At 62.7% G+C, this 15,939-nt stretch carries 13 protein-coding genes and 2 pseudogenes; 6 read left to right on the top strand and 9 right to left on the bottom strand.

What is annotated here, in order from left to right:
- Positions 1–155: 155 nt before the first annotated feature.
- Positions 156–572, bottom strand: coding sequence for a peptide-methionine (R)-S-oxide reductase MsrB (gene msrB / locus QNA11_RS11580; protein WP_202073079.1), 417 nt, complete (start codon positions 570–572; stop codon positions 156–158).
- 126 nt (positions 573–698) lie between these two features.
- Here msrB and QNA11_RS11585 point away from each other — a divergent pair, with 126 nt between their 5' ends.
- Together QNA11_RS11585 and QNA11_RS11590 are read left to right on the top strand one after the other, a co-directional pair.
- Entirely contained in the window at positions 699–2,273 is a 1,575-nt protein-coding gene (locus QNA11_RS11585) for a phytoene desaturase family protein (protein WP_283483163.1), read from the top strand.
- A 491-nt stretch (positions 2,274–2,764) separates the two neighbouring features.
- Positions 2,765–3,994 carry a PepSY-associated TM helix domain-containing protein gene (locus tag QNA11_RS11590; RefSeq protein ID WP_283483164.1) on the top strand — a complete coding sequence of 410 codons (1,230 nt, stop codon included), beginning with the start codon at positions 2,765–2,767 and terminating at the stop codon, positions 3,992–3,994.
- Positions 3,995–4,064: 70 nt separating this feature from the next.
- Here QNA11_RS11590 and aqpZ read toward each other — a convergent pair.
- The 5 genes and pseudogenes from aqpZ to QNA11_RS11615 form a co-directional block, all read right to left on the bottom strand.
- Positions 4,065–4,754 (bottom strand): annotated as a pseudogene (aqpZ, locus tag QNA11_RS11595) (aquaporin Z); the annotation flags it as partial.
- Between the two features lie 195 nt (positions 4,755–4,949).
- Positions 4,950–5,513, bottom strand: a pseudogene (locus QNA11_RS11600) (HdeD family acid-resistance protein); the annotation flags it as partial.
- 93 nt (positions 5,514–5,606) lie between these two features.
- A complete protein-coding gene (locus tag QNA11_RS11605) occupies positions 5,607–6,752 on the bottom strand; it encodes a GSCFA domain-containing protein (protein WP_283483165.1) in 1,146 nt (381 codons plus the stop codon).
- Positions 6,752–7,516 carry a hypothetical protein gene (locus QNA11_RS11610; RefSeq protein WP_283483166.1) on the bottom strand — a complete coding sequence of 255 codons (765 nt, stop codon included), beginning with the start codon at positions 7,514–7,516 and terminating at the stop codon, positions 6,752–6,754. The genes QNA11_RS11605 and QNA11_RS11610 overlap by 1 nt, the downstream gene beginning before the upstream one ends.
- 3 nt (positions 7,517–7,519) lie before the next feature.
- A complete protein-coding gene (locus tag QNA11_RS11615) occupies positions 7,520–7,750 on the bottom strand; it encodes a hypothetical protein (protein ID WP_283483167.1) in 231 nt (76 codons plus the stop codon).
- 170 nt (positions 7,751–7,920) lie between these two features.
- Between QNA11_RS11615 and QNA11_RS11620 the strand changes: the two genes are divergently transcribed.
- Complete coding sequence (locus QNA11_RS11620) at positions 7,921–9,066, top strand: class I SAM-dependent methyltransferase (RefSeq protein ID WP_283483168.1); 1,146 nt, start codon at positions 7,921–7,923, stop codon at positions 9,064–9,066.
- Complete coding sequence (locus QNA11_RS11625; protein WP_283483169.1) at positions 9,063–10,055, top strand: alginate O-acetyltransferase AlgX-related protein; 993 nt, start codon at positions 9,063–9,065, stop codon at positions 10,053–10,055. Before QNA11_RS11620 ends, QNA11_RS11625 begins: the two co-directional genes overlap by 4 nt.
- Here QNA11_RS11625 and QNA11_RS11630 read toward each other — a convergent pair.
- From QNA11_RS11630 to QNA11_RS11640, 3 genes are all read right to left on the bottom strand, one after another.
- A complete protein-coding gene (locus tag QNA11_RS11630) occupies positions 10,031–10,342 on the bottom strand; it encodes a DUF2513 domain-containing protein (protein WP_281930509.1) in 312 nt (103 codons plus the stop codon). The two genes, QNA11_RS11625 and QNA11_RS11630, sit on opposite strands and share 25 nt — an antisense overlap.
- A 309-nt stretch (positions 10,343–10,651) precedes the next feature.
- A complete protein-coding gene (locus tag QNA11_RS11635; RefSeq protein WP_283483170.1) occupies positions 10,652–13,798 on the bottom strand; it encodes an efflux RND transporter permease subunit in 3,147 nt (1,048 codons plus the stop codon).
- An 11-nt stretch (positions 13,799–13,809) separates the two neighbouring features.
- The gene (locus QNA11_RS11640; RefSeq protein ID WP_283483171.1) at positions 13,810–14,976 is read right to left on the bottom strand and encodes an efflux RND transporter periplasmic adaptor subunit; all 1,167 of its coding nucleotides are present in this window, start codon (positions 14,974–14,976) and stop codon (positions 13,810–13,812) included.
- Between the two features lie 304 nt (positions 14,977–15,280).
- Here QNA11_RS11640 and QNA11_RS11645 point away from each other — a divergent pair, with 304 nt between their 5' ends.
- Together QNA11_RS11645 and QNA11_RS11650 are read left to right on the top strand one after the other, a co-directional pair.
- Positions 15,281–15,577: an HdeA/HdeB family chaperone gene (locus QNA11_RS11645; protein ID WP_283483172.1), complete on the top strand. Its 297-nt coding sequence runs from the start codon at positions 15,281–15,283 to the stop codon at positions 15,575–15,577.
- Positions 15,578–15,598: 21 nt separating this feature from the next.
- Positions 15,599–15,892, top strand: coding sequence for an HdeA/HdeB family chaperone (locus tag QNA11_RS11650; RefSeq protein ID WP_202073092.1), 294 nt, complete (start codon positions 15,599–15,601; stop codon positions 15,890–15,892).
- The last annotated feature ends 47 nt before the right edge of the window (positions 15,893–15,939 follow it).

Consider the following 15,939-nt stretch of genomic DNA (forward strand, 5'->3'; position numbering starts at 1 on the left):
ACCAGGCGCGCTCGCGCGGTCAGGTCCGCCCCGCCCGAACCCATCCTGGATGGGGGTATGGGTGAAACCGATCGCGCAGGAAACAGGCAGGTGAAAAAATTTTTTGTCGCACCCGACCATCGCTGCGTCGAATCCTATGGGGCGATTGCGAGAGCTTATCGAACGGCCTCTTTTTCAGGAACGAAATTCAAAGCGACGCCATTGATGCAATATCGAAGCCCGGTCGGCTTCGGCCCATCCGGGAAGACATGGCCGAGATGCGAACCGCAGTGGCTGCAGTGCACTTCCGTGCGCTCCATGCCGTAGCTGTTGTCGGTCGTCGTTCCCAACGCGCCCGGCAGCGGATCGAAGAAGCTCGGCCAGCCGGTGCCGCTTTCGAACTTCTCGCCAGAGCGGAACAGCGGCTGGTCGCAGCCGGCGCATTGGAAGACGCCGCGGCGCTTCTCGTGATTGAGCGCGCAGCTACCCGGCCGCTCGGTTCCGTGGCGGCGCATGACGTCATATTGTTCCCGCGTCAGCCGCGCGCGCCATTCCGCGTCGGTGCGCGTGACTGGATAGCTTTCATCGGTCATTGACGTTCCTCTGAAGGGAGCCGCGACCCGGCGGCGCGCCATGTTATGTTGGCGCCGACTCAGGCTTTGGCCATATCGCGCCCGCCATATAGGCGGGCTTTGACACAAAGAGGCGACGACGTCCCGATGAGCGACAAGAAATACGACGCTGTGGTGATCGGCTCCGGACTTGGCGGCCTCACAGCCGGCGCCCTGCTCGCCAATGCGGGCTACAGCGTCTGCCTGCTCGAACGCAACTTCAGCTTAGGGGGCGCCGCCTCGGTCTACAAGGTCGGCGATCTCTGGGTGGAGGCTTCGCTCCACCAGACGTCGGACGCGCGCAATCCGCGCGACGTGAAGCACCATATTCTGAGCAAGCTCGGCATCCTCGACGAGATCGAATGGCTGCCGACCGGTCCGCTCTACAAGGTCAAAGGCGGCCCCATCGGCGAACCTTTCGAGCTGCCGGTCGGTTTCGAGGCGGCCCATGACGCGCTCGCCGCGCGCTTTCCTGACAAAAGCGCCGCCATCAAACGCTTCTTGGGCGAAATCGAACAAATCCACGACGCCATGTGGACGCTCAAGCAGGCGCGCGAGGAAGGGTCGCTCGCCAAATTCACCCGCGGCATGTGGGAGGTCGAGCCCGCCGCCGCCGGCTGGATGAATTCGCTCGATGAAATCTTCACCCGCGATTTCGCCGGCGCCGAAGGTCTGAAATGCGCGCTCGGGGCCAATCTCGCCTATTATGGCGACGATCCGCGCAAGCTCTGGTGGATTTTCTATGCGCTTGCGCAGGGCGGCTATATCGCCTCGGGCGGCGCTTACATCAAAGGCGGCTCGCGCCAGTTGAGCCTCAAGCTCGCCAAATGCATCACCAAGGCGGGCGGCGTCGTACGCATGGGCCGGCTCGTCACGCAGATCGAGACGGACGCCGATGGAAACGCCATCGCCGTGCGCCATGTCGCGCGCCGCACCAACGACGCCGACGAGCGCGTCGAGGCGCGCGTGGTGATGGCCAATTGCGCGCCCGCCGTCGCCGCCGCGTTGATGGAGGCGCCGGCGCGCGCCAGAATGGAGGAGACCTTCGGCGGCCGGCCGCTCTCGACTTCTCTTTTCTCGGCGAATTTCGGCCTTTCCGCAAAGCCGTCCGTTGTCGGCATGACGGATTTCTCGACCATCGTCATGCCCTCGACCATGCAGCGATTCGACCAATATGGCGACGGCGCCACGGCCATGGCCGACATGCCCAAGGGCGAATTGCCGCTGCATACGATCGCCAATTTCACTGCCGTCGATTCGGGGCTTTGGGACGAGCCGCCGGTGCTTCTCACCGTGCTCGGCCTCGACCGGCTCGACAATTGGAAAAGCGCCTCGAAGGAAGAAGGCGTCGCCCGTCGCGAGGCCTGGCTCGACGCCATTCAGGGGCGGCTGGAGCAGGATTATCCAGGCTTTTCCAAGCTCGTGACGTCGCGCCTGCTGCTCAACGCCTATTCCATGTCGAGCTATCTCAACACACCGGAAGGCGCGGTCTACGGCTTCGCGCCGCTGCCGCCCGAAGCGCCGATATTGATGGGCTTCCCACGCACGCCGGAGACGCCGATCGGCGGGCTCTATCTCGCCTCCGCCTTCGGCGGCGAGCATGGGTTCAACGGGGCGATGCTGTCGGGCGCCGAAGCCGCGCGGCTTGCGACGCGGCGCCTCGAAACGAATGGGACGGAATAGCCGCGACAGCGCGCGTGCGTTCGACTGCGACGTAACGCTCCTTCGCTGAAGAAGATCGCTTCTCGGCGGCCCGGGCTCCGAATTCAGGTTAACAAGCAGACGTGTTCCGCCGTCATGGTCGCGCTTGTCGCGGCCATCCACGCCGCGCCGACGCAGAAAAGCTTAAGAACATGAGCGGGAGCAACGCCGCTTCTTCTCCCTGCGTGTCGCAATGTCCCGGCGTGGATGCCCGCGACAAGCGCGGGCATGACGGGGCTGCGCAGGGTTTGTTAATCTGGATTCGGAGCCGGGTTACTTGCGTTTCGACGCGGTCGCAGCCTATCGTCGGGCCGACGAAAGCGACTGCGCAATTCGATTTCGACACATCACGAATATGAGATATTTCGAATCCCCCGATCCGGAATGAGAGTTGATGCGCGCAACGGCGATTCGCCGGCGCGCCGTTTTCCGCGATCGGCTCGATCAAAGTTGATTTTCTGGCGGAGGAAATCATGACTTCTATCGGTTTGCCTCGGGTCGGCACCGCGCGGCGGCAGGTCGCGCTCTGGAGCTGGCGCAAAATCTGGCTGAAAACCCATCTTTGGCTGGGGCTCGCGCTCGGGCTGTTCTTGTCGGTGATCGGGCTTACCGGTTCGGCGCTGGTGTTCTTTCAGGAGATCGACCAGGCGCTCAATCCGCAACTGCGGATCGTCGCGGCTCCCCCCGAAGGCCGGGCGGCGTGGCGCCCGCTGGAGGCGATCGCCGATACGGCGCGTCGCGCTATTCCGGCCGACTCTTATCTCGGCTGGTGCTACTGGCCACAGAAGGACGATCAGGCGTTTCTATTCTACTACCGCGTCGATAATCCGCAGTCCGGGAAACCCGATACGCGTCAGGTCTTCGTCGATCCCTATACGTTGAAGGTGACGGGGACACGTGTCTGGCATTCCAGCACGAACCTGTTCGACGACGCCTTCGTGGCATTCCTGTTCAAGCTGCATTACGCGATGCTTGTTTCCGGCATCGGCGATATCACGGTCGGGATCATCGCGATTCTGGCTTTCGTTTCCACGGTGACCGGGGTCGTTCTCTGGTGGCCGAGAAACGGAAAATGGCGCAACGCCTTCACGGTGAAATGGCCCGCGAGATCAGAGCGGTTGAATTACGACATCCATCGCCTGGCCGGCTTGTTCCTGGCGCCGGTCGCCTTGGCCGTGCTGCTCTCCGGCGTTCATTTCAACTTGCCGCAGCAGTTCAAAGCCGTCGTCGCGTTGTTTTCCGCTCTCACGGAGCCGGAGCGCTATCAGTCGGCGGCGAGCGACTCGGCCCACGTCACGCTCGACGAAGCCGTCGCCACCGCAACCCGGTCCTTTCCGGACGGACGCATCTATGCCGTGACGATGCCCAAGCCTCGTGACGGGGCCTATATCGTCAATCAGTTGTTTCCGATCGGCTGGGGGCTCGACGGCCGCCGGACGATCTATATCGATCAGTTCCGCGGCGACATTCTGCAAGCCAACGATCCGCTCTCGGGCGACGGCGATGGCTTCATTCAATGGCAGTGGCCGCTGCATTCCGGCTATGTCTATGGCTGGCCGGGGCGCATCGCGGTCTTTCTGTTCGGGCTGAGCTGGCCGCTGTTGTTCGTGACCGGGGTCATTCGCTGGCTGCAAAAGCGCCGAGCTCAGAGCGGCGCGAAAGGGCGGCGCGTGAACATCCAAAGCCCGTCGGGATCATTCTAAAAAACGAGCGAGCCGCCGCGATCGACACGGATCGAAACGCGGCGGCTCCGTGAACCGATGAGAACCGCGCTTACGCCTTATCGGCGAGCGCGAAGCGGTGGATAAGTCCGCCGATCAGGCCGCCGAGCAGCGGGGCGACCCAGAACAACCACAACTGCTCCAGCGCCCAGCCGCCGACGAAAAGCGCCTGGCTCGTCGAACGCGCCGGATTCACCGAAGCATTGGTGATCGGAATATCGACCAGATGGATCAAGGTCAGCGCAAGGCCGATGGCGAGCGCTGCGAAGCCGACCGACGCGCGGGCTTCCGTCACCCCGAGAATGACGAGCAGGAAGAAGGCCGTCAGCACCGTTTCGACCAGAAAGGCCGCTTGCAGCGTATAGCCGTTGGGCGAGTGCTCCTCATAGCCATTGGCGGCGAAGCCGTTGGCCAGCGAGAAGTCGATATTGCCCTGGCAGATCTTCAGCAGAACGAAAGCAGCGGCGGTCGCGCCGATAAGCTGGACGAGCCAATAGGGTCCGAGCTCCTTCCAGGAGAAGCGCCCCGCCGTGGCGAGACCCAGCGACACAGCCGGATTGAAATGGCCCCCCGACACCGGGCCAAAGGCATAGGCGCCCGTGAGCACGGTTAGGCCGAAAGCCAGCGATACGCCGGTAAAGCCGATGCCGAGCTGCGGAAAGCCCGCCGAGATCAGCGCGCTGCCGCAGCCGCCGAAAACAAGCCAAAAGGTGCCGAGAAACTCGGCAAAAAGCTTGCGTTGGAACCCTTCGCCGAAACCGAATCCGGTCGCGCTCCCGCTTTCATTGGCGAGAAAGCCGCTAACCTCCCCGCCCTCTGCGCGCCGAAGCGAAAGGCCGAAGCCCATCCAGCTCGCGCCCGCGAAGATGAGATCGACGCCGAGGAAGACGCCGAGCACCCAAAGGCTCGACACCGGCCATTGCGCCAGAATGACGCCGCCGAGCAGGAAAGTAACGGCCCCGGAGAGCGCGACCAAAGCCCATGGCGCGTTTTTTGGAAGCTGAAAGGCAAGAAAAATGCGCACGAGCCCCGAAGCGAAGAGGCCGGCGCCGAGCAGCAGCGTGAGGAAACCCGCTGCGAGCAGCGGGTTCTGCACCACCGCGCCGCCGCCGACGACATAGAGAAGGCCGATGACGATCCAGAGGAAAAATTTCTTCCAGCTTCGCATCGCGAAAGCATAGGCGATCTCGACGAGACCGCTCGCGATCATCGCGACGCCGACGATCAGCACGGTGGCGATGGTCGACAACACGACGCTGCCGAGCGCGACGAAGCCGGCAATCGCCAGCAGCGCGCCGAAGGCGACCATCCAGCCCCAATTTTTCTGCAGCGGGGCGGCCTCGGCCGCTCTCATACGAATAATATCCGACGAGGAGAAACTAGACATGCCGCGTCCTCTCTGAAAAGCGCCAGAATATCCGGCGTGACAAAAATCAACGAACGGCCGCAAACGGCCGTTACGCCAATGCAACCTTATCTTGCGACGCAAGGCGAGCGTCATGCCGCGCCTTGCTCGACGGCAATTCAGCTTCGTCAAAATAATTCAATTTTCGGTAAGCGTCGGCGCGTGCGATCTGCGATTTGCGTTCACGCTCTATGTAGCGTCCTCCGTCGACGGATCGCGTTCGCCGCCGTCGGCGCTTTCCGTTATGGCCGGGATTGCGCCCCGCTCGAGCGCTTCTTCGTCACACATGAGTCGCATGGCGTCCGAGATCGCGTCCGTCGGCGTCGAAGGGGCGGTGAGCGCCTGCCTCGTTTTGCGCAGGGCCGTCTCCATGAGATTGCGGCGGATGAAATGCCGCTCGAAGATGCCCATGACATGCGCGACGCCTTCGCGCGTGACGCTGCGGCGGTCGGCCTCGAAATAGTCGACGCCGGTGAAGCCGCCCGCGACAATTTCATAGGAAGGAAAATAGGCGATCTGTGCGCATCTGCGTTCGATCGTATCGCAGGCGGCGCGCAAAATGGCTTTGGAGCAAAGCGTCGAAACCATCACATGCCGGCGTTCGGCAGTCGCGACGAGCGGCACGGGCGAAACGGTTAAAATGACTCTGGCGCGCGGGTTTACGCTGCGCAAACGCTCCAGAAAGACGCTCATGTCCGCGACGACGTCGTCGACGCCGAGGTTGATGAATTCATGCGCGGCGGACGAAAATTCGCCGCCGGCGACGCCCGGGCAAAGCGGAAACACCGCGCCGTCTTCGCGCGACCGCCAGGCTTCCGTCAGGCCGAGCGTGAAGACGAAAACGTCGAGCGTCTCGAACGCCTCGCGCACGGCGGCGAAATGGCGTTCGCGGTCGACATCAAGCTCACGCGCGCAACTGAATCCGCCGGGCTGTATCTGCGGCCGAAAGGGGTCGACCACAACGCCCGCGCCCTCGCGCCAGTAATTCTCTTTCGGCGTGAAGCGGCCATAAGCGCGCTCGAAAAGCTGGAGAAGCTGCCGGCTCGTATAGACATTGCCGTAGCGCGCGGAATAGAGGCCGTAATTCAGCGCCTGCGCCGCTTTCTCGCTCAGAAAAGGATGCGGCTGCTCCGTCACCAGATAGTTGCAGCCGCCGGCGACGAGATAGCGCCCGATATGTTGAGCGAAGCAACTGCCGGCCGCCGCGATCTTCTCTCGCGCGCCGAAGCGGAATGGCGGCTCGACGACAGGATCGACGTCGGCCGCGGGGACGCCGGCCACGGCGTGGCGCCAATAGGCATAGGGCGGCAGTTTCGAATAGGGATGCGACGTCATCAGGCGACCAAGGCTCGCGACGCTTCCACCATGCCGATCACTTTTTCGACCATCGCCTTTCCAAAGGACGGATTGGCGTGAGTCGCATCGGCGCCCCACGCTTCGCGAATAAGCAGGCCGGGCGGCGCAATGAAGGCGGGGGGAACTTCGACGAAGACAATGTTTTGAGCGGCGCAGCTCTCACGATAGAGCTGACACGCGAGGCGCCACACTTTGTAACGGAAGATCTCGGGCGACAGGCGATCGGCGTCGACCGCCTTTCGGAAGAATTCCTTGGGATAGGCCTTGATCTGACAATCCGGCAAAGGCGGCGGCGGCGCTAGACAATAAAGCGGCAGGCGCGTCGCGCGCCGTAGCGCCGCGAGGATCGCGATCGTTTCGGCCATTCTGTCGCGCAAGGTTTCGCGGACCGCGGCTTCCGTCAACAAAGTGGCGCCCTCGGCGAGCGGCAGCGCGCTTTCTTCTCCGAGGATGAAATCGATGCGCTCGAAAGGTTGCGTGATCGAAAGCGCGATGTGCTCATTGCCTTGGATCGACAATAAGCCGAAATCGGCGCCTTCCTGGGCGATGATCTCCGAGAGCCGCGGGTTCAGCGTCTGCCCATCCTCGGCGTCGATGAGCGTCGGCGTGATCGCGGGGTCGAGAAGATAAACAAAGCGGGACGACAACGGCGCGCCGCCGATCGTCGCTCCCTGATGCTGAAGCTCGTAAAAACCCTCTGCGATCGCCACGATATGGCTATGCCCCAGCCCGAGTATCTTCATGCGTCAAACCCGCGCGTCGATCTCGACGCCGATCGGCTCGCCCTTTTGAATCGGGCCGGAAATTTGCCGAAAGACCCCTCGGACGCGATGCGCCTCATTCCCGACCCGGACCCGCCGACCGATGATCTCGGCATCGGCCGACATCGCAAAGGGGGCGCGGATGGCGATCATGTCCCGCCCTCGATAGCCATAGCGATAAAAGGCTTCGACCTCGATCGGCTCGTCTTGCGCCATAATATCCTCAATCAAATTGACGCCCCCGCGGGGGCGTCTCTCCCGCGCGGCAACATATTCGCCTTCAGGCCAAAGACCAAGAGAGCCTCAGACGCGGCGCCCGGGCCGGGTTTTTCTTGTTTTGCCGGCTGTGCTAAACGAGCCGATCTTTTCACTTGGCGCCCTTCCTCATGACCAATCCCTTCGAGATCGCGCTGCTTCAGGAGATTCCGACGCCGTCTACCTTCGACGAGCGCTGCTACCTCGCGGCCAATCGGGATGTCGCCGAGGCGGTCGCGGCAGGGCGGCTCGCGTCTGGCAGGGCGCATTTCAAGAAGTTCGGCGCGGTGGAGGGCCGGCGGCAGTTCGCCAAGCAGGATGAGATCGCCACCTGCGAGAATTTCGACGAGACGCGTTATCTCGACAGCAATCCGGACGTCGCGCGAGCGGTCGAGCGGGGCGAGTTCCCCTCCGCCAGGGCGCATTTCGAGCAATTCGGCGTTCGGGAAAAACGGCGCCAGCGGCGCGTGAGCCAGGTGCCCGCGATCCGCGCAAGAAAGCTCAACGCCTTGCGCCCGCTTCTCCTCGACCCTGAAAAGCCGCTCGAAAAAAGCGGCAAATATTGCTTCCTGGACGAAGCGACGCGCGCGCGCGATAGCCTCGACGATGAGATTCCGATCAGCGAAAATAGCTACGATCAGGAGACGGTTGAGCTGATCGAAAGCTGCCGCGACGGGCTGGTTCTCGATGTCGGCGCCGGCTTCCGGCCGACCTATTACAGCAATGTCGTCAATCTAGAGATCGCAGACTATCCGACAACCGACGTCATTGGCGCCGCTGACAGCCTCCCGTTCAAGGACGATTCATTCGACGGCGTGATCTCGATCGCTGTCCTCGAGCATGTCAAAGACCCGTTTCGTTGTGCGCGTGAAATCGCGCGGGTCTTGAAGCCCGGCGGATGGCTGAAATGCTGCGTGCCCTTTTTGCAGCCGCTGCACGGCTTTCCGCATCATTATTTCAATATGACGCATGAAGGCCTGCGCACATTGTTCGAGCCTTATCTCACTATCGAGCGGCAGGAAGTAAATCCCGCCACGCATCCCATCTGGGCGATCGCATGGCAGCTTCGATCCTGGGCGGAGGGCCTGCCGCCAAAAGCCCGCAAATCCTTCCTGCGCCAGCGCGTGGGCGATCTCATCGCCTACCCGGGCCCCATGCTGGAGCAAGCCTGGGCCAAAGAGCTGCCGGTGGAAAAGCAGTTCGAGCTCGCCGCCGCCACGATTCTCCTCGCGCGCAAGCCGCAGGCGCCCATGTCGATTACACAAGAGCCGCAATGAGCCATGCAAGCCTTTTCGTCCATCAGGGAGTCGATGGATGGCTTTTCCTCGTCGGCGGCTCAAATTTCGTCTCGACACTTTACGAGCGAGACTCGGGGCATTTGCCCGATCGGGCGTTGGCGCGCTGGCGGGATCTCATCGTCGAGCGAAAAAGGCGGTGCGACGCCCTCGGCGCCAAATTCGCCCATCTCGTCGTGCCCGAGAAGCTGACGATCTATTCCCACAAAACAGCCGAGCCGCTGGTCGACGCCGACCTCGCGCCCTCGCTCAGGCTGGCTCAGCTCTTCGAGCGAGACCCCGCCGCTTATGGTTACGTCGACTTGGTCCCGCTCATGCGCACGCATCGCGACGATGTGGATCTCTATTGGCGCACGGACACGCATTGGACGCCGCTCGGCTGTCTTCTCGGCTATGAAATTCTGTGCGACGCGCTTGGATTGGAGCGCAATCACGATCTGGTCGCGCGCCCTTTCGTCGAGGATGTCAGGCTGCTCGATTTGGGCTCCAAGCTCGAACCTCCGGTCTATGAGACCATCCGCGAAGCCACATGGCGGCAAGATGCGACGCGCGTCTATGACAATGCCGTGGTGGGCCTTCTGGAGGCCCATGAATATGGCGGCGAAATCCATGTCGGGTGCCATGCGGTCTTCAAGAACCCGCACGCCAGGAACAAGTGCAAACTCTTACTCTTCGGCGACTCTTTTGCAGGCGTCAGCCCTTATTTTCTAACCGCCGCCCTCGCGGAGACCGTCGCCGAGCTGGAATTCGTCTGGTCGGCGAATGTCGATTGGGCGCTCGTCAAGCGGTCAAAGCCCGATTTCGTCGTCACTGAGATTGCCGAACGCTATATGGCGATCCCGGCAAACGACCGCTTCAACTTGCGCAGGACTGAAATACGTCAGGTTCTACTTGGCCGCCGCAGGCGCTTCGAAGCTTGGCTCAGGGACTGGCGCGAAAAGCGGCGTCAACCTTCGAGCAAATCGACATAGGCGTTTTTGACCTTGTCCCACTGACGCGCATCCGCGACCAGATTGGCCAGCTCGACGCCGCGACGGGTGAGCTTGCGGAAAATCCAGGCGTCGTCACGAAAGGCGCCAGGCGCGTCGATGAATTCCGCCTCGCGAAGCATTTCGAGCGCGTCGACCACCTCTCCTCGGGTGCGATCCAAGCGGCGCGCGATCTCCTCCAGCGGCAACAGAAAAGCTTCTGGCGGCGAAAGCTGTCTTCCTTCGAGATCGAGCAGCAGCAACCGCATCAAATCGACGTCGCGCGCCATTCCTCCGTCTTTCTCTTTCGTTTGGCGTCGCCAATGAAAAACGGAATCGAACGCGAGCGCAAGCCTTTCGTCGCCCCGCTAAGGGCTTCGAATTGGGGGTTGATGAGCGGACGTGTTCCAGCGTCATGGCCGCGCTTGTCGCGGCCATCCACGCCGCGCCGACGCTGAAAGGCTTAAGAACATGAGCGGGAGCAACGCCGCTTCTTCTCCCCGCATGTCGTAATGTCCCGGCGTGGATGCCCGCGACAAGCGCGGGCACGACGCGGCTGCGTAGAGGGTTTGTTAATGGATTCCGACGCCCTGTCGCCGCTACGAGCGCCAGGATCGTATCCCGAGCCCGCGTGACAGCACATAGAAGATCGGGGTGAAGAGAAGACCGAAGATCGTCACGCCAAGCATGCCGCTGAACACCGCGACGCCGAGCGACTGGCGCATTTCGGCGCCGGCGCCATGCGACACGGCGAGCGGCAGCACGCCCAAAATGAAGGCCAGCGACGTCATCAGGATCGGACGCAGGCGCGTGCGGGCCGCCTCGATCGCCGCCGTAAAGCGATCCTTGCCCTCATTTTCGCCCTGCCGAGCGAATTCCACGATGAGGATGGCGTTCTTCGCCGCAAGGCCGATCAGCACCACGAGGCCGATCTCGACCAGGATATTGCGGTCGAGCCCGCGCGCCGCGACGCCGCTCATGGCGGCCAGAATACACATCGGCACGATGAGAATGACCGCGAGCGGCAGCACGACGCTCTCGTAAAGCGCGGCGAGCAGCAGGAAGACGAAGACGACGGCGAGCCCGAAGGCGAGGATCGCGGTATTGCCGGCAAGCTTCTCCTGCAGGGCGATTTCGGTCCATTGGAAGCCGAAACCCTGCGGCAGCGATTTGCTCGCCAGCCCCTCGATCATGGCGATGCCCTGCCCTGACGAAACGCCATGCTGGAGATTCACCTGCACCTCGGCGGCCGGGTAAAGATTGTAGCGCGGCACGCGGAAAGGGCCGGTCGTATCGTTGAAGCTCGCCAGGGCGCCGAGCGGCGTCATCTCCCCGGTGGCGCTGCGCGTTTTGAGTTCCGAGAGATCGCGCAGCGTCAAGCGGTGCGGATTGTCGGCCTGCGCCATGACGCGGTAGGTGCGGCCTAAAATATTGAAGTCGTTGACGAAGACCGAGCCGAGATAGATCGACATGGTCTCGAACACGCGCGTGATCGGCACGCCGATCATCTCCGCCTTGGTGCGGTCGACGTCGGCAAAAATCTGCGGCGTGCGCGTATTGAACAGCGTGAAGGCCTGAGCGACGCCCGGCGTGTGCATCGCCGGTCCGGCAAGCGACCAAGCGGCGCCTTCCAGAGCCGGAAGCCCCATGCCGCCGCGATCCTGCACATAGCCCTTGATGCCGCCGCCCGTGCCAATGCCCGGCACCGCGGGCGGCTCCAGCACGAAAACAAAGGCGTCCTTGATCGGCGCGAGCGCGGCGCGGATGTCATCGCGAATGCCGGACGCCGTGAGGCCAGCCCTGTGGCGCTCCTCGAAGGATTTCAGCGTGACGAAAATAACACCGGAATTCGGCGCATTGGTGAAGGTCGCGCCGTCGAAGCCGGTGAAGACGACGCTCGATGCCACGCCCGGCCGCGACAGGATAATGTCCGTCGCCTGCCGCATCACGGAGTCGGTGCGGTCGAGCGCGGCGCCCGGCGGCAATTGGAATGCGGCGATGAGATAGCCGCGATCGAGCGTCGGCACGAGGCCCGTCGGCGTGCGCCACAACAGCCCTGCCGCAATGGCGATCAGCAGACCATAGACCAAAAGCGAGGCGAGCCCGACCCGCACCAGCCGCGCCGTCAATGCGCCATAGCGCGCCGACATGGCGTCGAAAAGGCGATTGAAGCGCGCAAAAAAAGCGTTGAGCGGATGGCGCAGAAACTCGAAGCGCCCAGCGTGCGCCGTGTGCTCTTCGCCATGCGGTTTGAGAAGAATGGCCGCGAGCGCCGGGGAGAGCGTCAGCGACACAAAGGCCGAAATCAGCGTCGCGGAAGCGATGGTGATGGCGAATTGCTTGTAGAAGGCGCCCTGCAGCCCGGTAATATAGGCGACCGGGATGAAGACGGCGCAAAGCACCAGCGCGATGGCGATGAGGGCGCCGCCCACCTCATCCATGGTCTTATGCGCAGCCTCTTTCGGCGTCATCCCCTGCGCCAGATAACGCTCGACATTCTCGACGACGACGATGGCGTCGTCGACCACAATGCCGATCGCCAGCACAAGGCCGAAGAGCGACAGCGTATTGAAGGTGAGCCCCACCAGCTTCATCACCGCGAAACTGCCGACGAGCGAGATCGGAATCGCCACAACAGGAATGATCGCCGCGCGCCATGTCTGTAGAAAAAGGATGACGACCAGGACAACAAGAATGATCGCTTCGCCGAGTGTGCGAACGACTTCGTCCACCGACTGCTGAATGAATTCGGTCGGATTATAGACGATGGAATAATCGAGGCCGGCGGGGAACTGCTTCTTCGCCTGCACCATGGCCTCCTCCACGGCGGCGGAGGTGGCGAGCGCATTCGACCCCGGCTTCTGGAAGATGGCGATGGCGGTCGCCGCGTCGCGATCCAGATAGGCGTTGACGGTGTAATCCTGCGCGCCGATTTCCACCCGCGCCACGTCGCGCAGCCGCACCTGGCCGTCGGCGTCGGCGCGCAGCACGACATCGGCGAATTGCGCCGGATCGGAAAGCCGGCCGAGCGTGCGCACGGAAAGCTGGAAGGCGCCGGGAGACGCCGCCGGCGGCTGGTTGATTGCGCCTGCCGCCACCTGGAGATTGGCGGCGCGTAAGGCGGCGACAACCTCGCCCGCCGTCATGCCGCGCGCGGCAACCTTGTCCGGATCGAGCCAGACGCGCATCGAATAGTCGCGCGCGCCAAAGACGCGCACGTCGCCGACGCCTTCGAGGCGCGCCAGCTCGTCGCGCACATAAAGCGTCGCGTAATTGGAAATATATTGCTGGCTGCGCGAACCGTCGGGCGAGCGCAGATGCACGACCATCATCAGATCGGGCGACGCCTTCTTCACGACGACGCCGAAGCGCTGCACTTCCTCCGGCAGGCGCGGCGTGGCGATGGCGACGCGGTTCTGCACCAGCACCTGAGCGAGATCGATATTCACGCCCGTCTTGAAGACGACATTGATCGTGAGCAGGCCGTCGCCTGTCGATTGCGAGACGATATAAAGCATATCGTCGACGCCATTGACCTCTTGCTCGATGGGCGAGGCGACCGTCTGCGCGATGACTTCCGCCGAGGCGCCGGGATAAGTCGCGGTGATCATCACTGTCGGCGGCGCAATATCAGGATATTCCGACACCGGCAGCGCGCGCTGGGCGATAAGGCCCGCGATGGTGAGCAGCACCGAGATGACGGCGGCGAAAATCGGCCGTTCGATGAAGAAATGCGGAAAACGCATGCGCCTCTTGCCTATTTCGCTGAGGGCGCGATCGCGCCTTCGGTTGGCGCGACGGTCGCGCCGGGCCGCACCATGGGATTGGCGAGGCCGGCGGTGATGACGAGATCACTGGGATCGAGGCCGGACAACACGACGCGCAATCCCTTATGGAGGGGCCCGAGCGTTACGGGCTTCGCCGCCACCTTGCGATCCGGCGTGACGACCAGCACGATCTTGTTCGTCTGATCCGAGGCGATGGCGGCGTCGGGGACGAGCAACCCCGCGAAATCCCCGCCATTGACGCGCACGCGGCCAAAAGCGCCGGGGGTCAGGAACAAGTCCTTATTGTCGAGAACAGCGCGGGCGCGGATCGTGCCGGAATGCACATTGAGCTGGTTGTCCATGAAGTCGATCGCGCCGGAGCGCTTCCAATCGACCTCGTCGGCAAGGCGCACGAAAGCGGGAATCTTTCCCGTTTTCTCTCGGCCCGTCCCGGCTCGGGCGTAGTGCAGATAATCCGACTCCGACACATCGAACTCGAAATGGATGGGATCGAGGGCGACAAGCGTCGTCAAGAGCGTCGCCCCGGCCTGCACGAGATTGCCCACGTCTATGCGGCGGTCGGAGACGCGGCCGGCGATGGGCGCGCGCACCTGGGTCCATTCCAGATTGAGCTCCGCATTGCGCAAAGACGCTTCGGCGCCCGCCAACTGCGCGCGCGCTGAGTCCGACCCGCCGCGGCGCTGGTCCATATCGCGTTTCGTGATCGTCCCGCCGCCGACGAGGCTCTCGCCGCGCGCGGCGTCCTTGGAGAGCATAGAGGTTTGCGCCTGCATGCGGACAACATCGGCGCGGGCGCTGTCGACGGCGATCTGATAGGGGCGCGGGTCGATGGTGAAAAGCAGATCCCCCGCCTTCACGATCTGGCCGTCTGTGAAATGGATTTTTTCGACGGCCCCGGAGACGCGCGGGCGCACCTCCACGCGCTGAACCGGGACAAAACGGCCGGTATATTCATCGAAACGCGGCACGGTCTCGGCGAGCGGATGCGCAACCGTAACGGGCGGCGCGGGCGGCGCCGCTGGCGCCCCGTCCTGCGCGCCGGCGCCAAACCTCAGCGCCACGACGGCGATCACGGCAATAAGGCCCAGCGACACCCCAGCGAGGCGGCGATAAGCGCGCGGGCGCATCCAATCCATGTCATGTCTCTGTCAAAAAAAGCGCTTGATGCTGCGGCGCCGAAAGTAAATCAGACGGCGGCCCGCGTCCACCGGCCGGGCGGCAAGGCCCTCGAAGACCGCGAAACTCAGAATTAGCGTGGAATTAGAATATTTTCGCAAACGTGCTGCGACTTACGAGCAGTCTGTCTGCTCAGGTTTAAGCCAAAGTTTGTTTTTGGTCTGTATGTGATGTCCGCGCTTGCGCCGAATGGAGAAGCGTTTTTCACTTCGATTCGTCGATTGTGCGAACGACGCTGGCGCGCGTATTTTTTGGAGGAAACGCATGAATAAGCTGATTTTCGGGTTCGCCATGGCGGCGATGTTGGCGCCTGCGGCTGTGCAGGCGCAAGTCAAGTTGGATATGACCAAGATTACCTGCGGCGAATTGCTGGCGATGCCGGCGGAGGACCAAAGCGACTTCGCAGCCTTTATGAGCGGGTGGTTCGCGCAAAAGAGCGGCCGCACCTTTATCGATGTCAGTCTTTTTCTAAAGAACGCCGCGAGCGTGACCGACTGGTGCGCCTCCAACAAGTCCGAGTCCGTCATGGCGGGCCTGCAGCGCGCTTTCGACAAGAAATAACGACAAGGGATGGCTACACAAATGATCCGCAAGCTCATTCTTGCTGGCGCCGCGAGCGCCTTCGCTTTCGTCGCCCCGGCCTCTGCTCAGGTTACGATCGATATGTCGGAAATCACTTGCAAGGATTTCCGTGGCTATGACGCCGGCACGCAAGACTTCATTGGAAACTGGATGCGCGGTTACTTCAGCGCGAAGAACAATATTACCGTCATCGACTCGCGCTACGTCAAGCGGAACACCGCCAAGATTTCGCGCTACTGCAAGAAGCTCCCGAAATCTTCGCTGATGGACGCCGTTCTGAAGAACGCCCGTTAAACCCCTACGGCCCGGCCGATGGCTGGGCCCTTTCGCCGCGGCCGAGG

Origin of the sequence: Methylocystis sp. JR02, from assembly GCF_030063565.1 — a bacterium.
GTDB classification, from domain to species: Bacteria; Pseudomonadota; Alphaproteobacteria; order Rhizobiales; family Beijerinckiaceae; genus Methylocystis; species Methylocystis iwaonis.